The organism is Ditibartonella apis, from assembly GCF_001952075.1.
In the GTDB taxonomy this organism is placed as follows: domain Bacteria; phylum Pseudomonadota; class Alphaproteobacteria; order Rhizobiales; family Rhizobiaceae; genus Bartonella; species Bartonella apis.
In genome coordinates this window covers 1-3,999 of the sequence record NZ_LXYU01000007.1, presented here as the reverse complement: position 1 = coordinate 3,999, position 3,999 = coordinate 1, and the positions used below count along the sequence as shown (strand labels likewise).

Annotated in this window: 4 protein-coding genes; all 4 read right to left on the bottom strand. The window is 38.9% G+C overall.

Annotated features, from left to right (window positions below):
* Positions 1-326 precede the first annotated feature (326 nt).
* Positions 327-449 carry a hypothetical protein gene (locus PEB0122_RS11950; RefSeq protein ID WP_263969910.1) on the bottom strand — a complete coding sequence of 41 codons (123 nt, stop codon included), beginning with the start codon at positions 447-449 and terminating at the stop codon, positions 327-329.
* A gap of 975 nt (positions 450-1,424) precedes the next feature.
* Complete coding sequence (locus PEB0122_RS11500; RefSeq protein ID WP_075917260.1) at positions 1,425-2,279, bottom strand: hypothetical protein; 855 nt, start codon at positions 2,277-2,279, stop codon at positions 1,425-1,427.
* A gap of 58 nt (positions 2,280-2,337) precedes the next feature.
* A complete protein-coding gene (locus tag PEB0122_RS11495) occupies positions 2,338-3,159 on the bottom strand; it encodes a hypothetical protein (protein WP_143238855.1) in 822 nt (273 codons plus the stop codon).
* A gap of 91 nt (positions 3,160-3,250) precedes the next feature.
* A partial coding sequence (locus tag PEB0122_RS11770) for a hypothetical protein (RefSeq protein ID WP_158025437.1) occupies positions 3,251-3,999 on the bottom strand: 749 nt, incomplete at its 5' end.

Here is a 3,999-nt window from a genome sequence, read left to right as displayed (position 1 = left end):
TTATTCGCATTAAGATTAAATGTTTTTCAAAAATCCAGATATTTCCATCATATATTAAATAAAACACACAGTTTATTCACAAATGAATACATTTTTTCTTAGTCGTCAAATCACGCGAACAGAATTCTCTGTTAGGCATTATTTGATTGATAAGCTTAAATATTATCGGGAACGATATCCTTGGGGGCGCGGCAATAGTCAGGATCATTCGAGATCACCAATATCCCGGCTGCCTTCACGCGGAGGTAACCCATAAATGCTGCTCCTCGTGCTGCTTAAATGTAAAACTTTTGATACCGCTTAATTAAACCACATTAGTTCAGGTTTTACTTGGCTAACGCAGCGTAGACTTCAAAGTCGGGTATATTGTCAATATTCATAGCGTCATCAATCGGAATAATGTCTTCCCGAATAACAGCTTCTGGCATATTAAGGTCAGGATTCTGCATGAAACTGACAAAATCCGTGTAAAGCAATTCTTTTTCTGAGAACTACTTTGGTAAAAGCAAAAACACTGAAATCGCAATAAGAAGACCAATATCGTTTCGCGCCCGTCTTATTATTATAACCTATGGCCTTCGGCCAGAGCAAAATACGATCTATATCCTCACTTGCCCGAATTAAACCTTCAACGCGTTCAATATATTCTTTATCTTCTTGATATGTATTTGGTAGCCCGTAAGTTCAGTTATATGTATAATATGACAAAATTTAGTCTAATATGTTTTAAAACAGTCGGGGATTTATTGCACATGGTTGATAGGCACACGTAATCTCGTATCAAACGGCTCCATTTCATTGGCCGTCATCCAAATAAGATTATAAGTTAAATTCATCCAAATAAGATTATAAGTTAAATTAAGAAATTCCTTATTGGTATAGCTTTTACCCATAATATCATACACCGCTAGAAAATGTGTTAATTAACAAATAGCGATGGCATGATAACTTCTTCTCGGATAACTATCTTATCTCTTTCGCACATTTTTCTGCGTAAGAATTAAGCTCTACGAACGTAAAATTTCCATCAAAAGAATTCGATTTCACTATATTAACATAATCCATCTTTCTAAAGCTCCAGAAATATGCTTCATTATTTTTGTCAACAATACCGAAATGGATCGGATTAGTTGTATTATTTGCTCGATTCCAATCCAGATCTGTATAAATTAGAGCTGCGCGTGTGAGAATTGAGAGAAATGGAATATCTTTTATGTTTTTTGTACACCATATCCGAGGAGCCGGATAACCTGACGTCGAAAATGCACCTGATTTATCTGTAAAGTAAACGACATCTTTGCCAAATATCTTCGTTGTTTTGTGATGTACATAGAAAGAGAATATCACGCTAAAACAATAAAAAAATAGAGCGAAAATTAATACGATTGCACATAAAAATGATAATATAGTCCGTTTCATGTTAGTCATTTCCCACTTCGTTTACCAGTTTCAGGATCAGTAAAATGACCTGCTTGAAGGTCTTTCCAAGGAATGGGACCACCAAAAATTCTTTCCGTTGAATCATTGTCAGTAATTTCTGGATAGCGAACCAATAATTTTTCGGCATTCAACTTGGCATATCGGTTACGTCGCACAGACAAATCACCACTACCATTTGGGCGCAATGATATAAGCATTCTTTCAATATAAGCGACCGGTCTTTGATCAAGATAGCCTTCATCAATCAAATCACTCAAACACTTTTGCCCTTCGGGATAATCATTTCGTGCCAAAACAACTGCCGCAGAATATCCTATTTCATCATGAGGTTGAAAAACATCCCCACCTGCTTTGGCAACCATTTTCACGCCGGTATAATTTTTCGACATCGCTATTCTGGATAAAAAAGGTATATTATTCCGGTTGTTTGGATCACCACCATGTTTGAGGTAACTAGCCAAAATGGCATTAACAAAGGCAGGGGTAAAACCTGTTTTGTCCTCAGGATTGTACATCGCAAAATAAAAAGTAAAATCACGCCCAGAACCGGAGGAGGGAGTATCAATCATATAGGGATCAGCTCCTGCTTCCAATAAAACATCAATCGCTTGAGCGTTGAAGACTTCCAAAGCAAAAAATAGCAAGGTGATTTCAGCGGAATAGCGCTTGTTTAACGCCCCCTCCGGCAAGGCTTTTATGTCATCAATTGTAATTGGCTGTTGTGCCTCAATGCGTTGTGCCAAACTATAAAGCTGTGGGCCTTCCTTTTTAAAATATTTATCAGCCTCTTTAACCGGGGATATCATGCTTTTTTCAGCATATGACGGTGCAGAAATCATGAAACATGTAACAAACATCAAGCATAGAAACGGTATATTGAACCATCGTTTGCCCATTTCATTCTCCTATCCTCTTACCGGTTTCAGGATCAGTAAAATGACCTGCTTGAAGGTCTTTCCATGGAATGGGACCACCAAAAATTCTTTTCGTTGAATCATTGTCAGTGATTTCCGGATAGCGAACCAATAATTTTTCGGCATTCAGCTTGGCATATCGGTTACGTCGCACAGACAAATCACCACTACCATTTGGGCGCAATGATATAAGCATTCTTTCAATATAAGCGACCGGTCTTTGATCAAGATAGCCTTCATCAATCAAATCACTCAAACACTTTTGCCCTTCGGGATAATCATTTGCCGCCAAAACAACTGCCGCAGAATATCCTATTTCATCATGAGGTTCGAAAACATCCCCACCTGCTTTGGCAACCATTTTCACGCCGGTATAATTTTTCGACATTGCCAATCTTGAAAGAATGTAGAAATTTGTATGGTGATTAGGATCACCACCATGTTTGAGGTAACTAGCTAAAATGGTATTAACAAAGGCAGGGGTAAAACCTGTTTTGGCCTCAGGATTGTACATCTGAAAATAGAAGGTGAAATCGCGAGTAGAGCCAGAAGAAGGACTATCAATCATATAGGGATCAGCTCCTGCTTCCAATAAAACATCAATGGCTTGAGCGTTGAAGACTTCCAAAGCAAAAAATAGCAAGGTGATTTCAGCGGAATAGCGCTTGTTTAACGCCCCCTCTGGCAAGGCTTTTATGTCATCAATTGTAATCGGCTGTTGTGCCTCAATGCGTTGTGCCAAACTATAAAGCTGTGGGCCTTCCTTTTTAAAATATTTATCAGCCTCTTTAACCGGGGATATCATGCTTTTTTCAGCATATGACGGTGCAGAAATCATGAAACATGTAACAAACATCAAGCATAGAAACGGTATATTGAACCATCGTTTGCCCATTTCATTCTCCTATCCTCTTACCGGTTTCAGGATCAGTAAAATGACCTGCTTGAAGGTCTTTCCAAGGAATGGGACCACCAAAAATCCTTTTCGTTGAATCATTGTCAGTAATTTCCGGATAGCGAACCAATAATTTTTCGGCATTCAGCTTGGCATATCGGTTACGTCGCACAGACAAATCACCACTACCATTTGGGCGCAATGATATAAGCATTGTTTCAATATCAGCGACCGGTCTTTGATCAAGATAGCCTTCATCAATCAAATCACTCAAACACTTCTGCCCTTCAGGATAATCATTCCCTGCCAATATACTCGCAGCCGAGAAATAGATGTCATCATGAGGTTCAAAAACATCCCCACCTGCTTTGGCAACCATTTTCACGCCGGTATAATTTTTCGACATTGCCAATCTTGAAAGAATGTAGAAATTTGTATGGTGATTAGGATCACCACCATGTTTGAGGTAACTAGCTAAAATGGTATTAACAAAGGCAGGGGTAAAACCTGTTTTGGCCTCAGGATTGTACATCTGAAAATAGAAGGTGAAATCGCGAGTAGAGCCAGAAGAAGGACTATCAATCATATAGGGATCAGCTCCTGCTTCCAATAAAACATCAATGGCTTGAGCGTTGAAGACTTCCAAAGCAAAAAACAATAGCGTGATTTCAGCGGAATAGCGCTTGTTTAACGACCCCTCCGGCAAGGCTTTTATGTCATCAATTGTAATCGGCTGTTGTGCCTCAATGC

What these genes read in the sequence shown, in the direction of transcription:
- PEB0122_RS11950 (WP_263969910.1), bottom strand. Translation starts at nt 449, where the DNA reads ATGCAGAATCCTGACCTTAATATGCCAGAAGCTGTTATTCGGGAAGAC.
- PEB0122_RS11500 (WP_075917260.1), bottom strand. Translation starts at nt 2,279, where the DNA reads ATGATTTCTGCACCGTCATATGCTGAAAAAAGCATGATATCCCCGGTT.
- PEB0122_RS11495 (WP_143238855.1), bottom strand. Translation starts at nt 3,159, where the DNA reads ATGATATCCCCGGTTAAAGAGGCTGATAAATATTTTAAAAAGGAAGGC.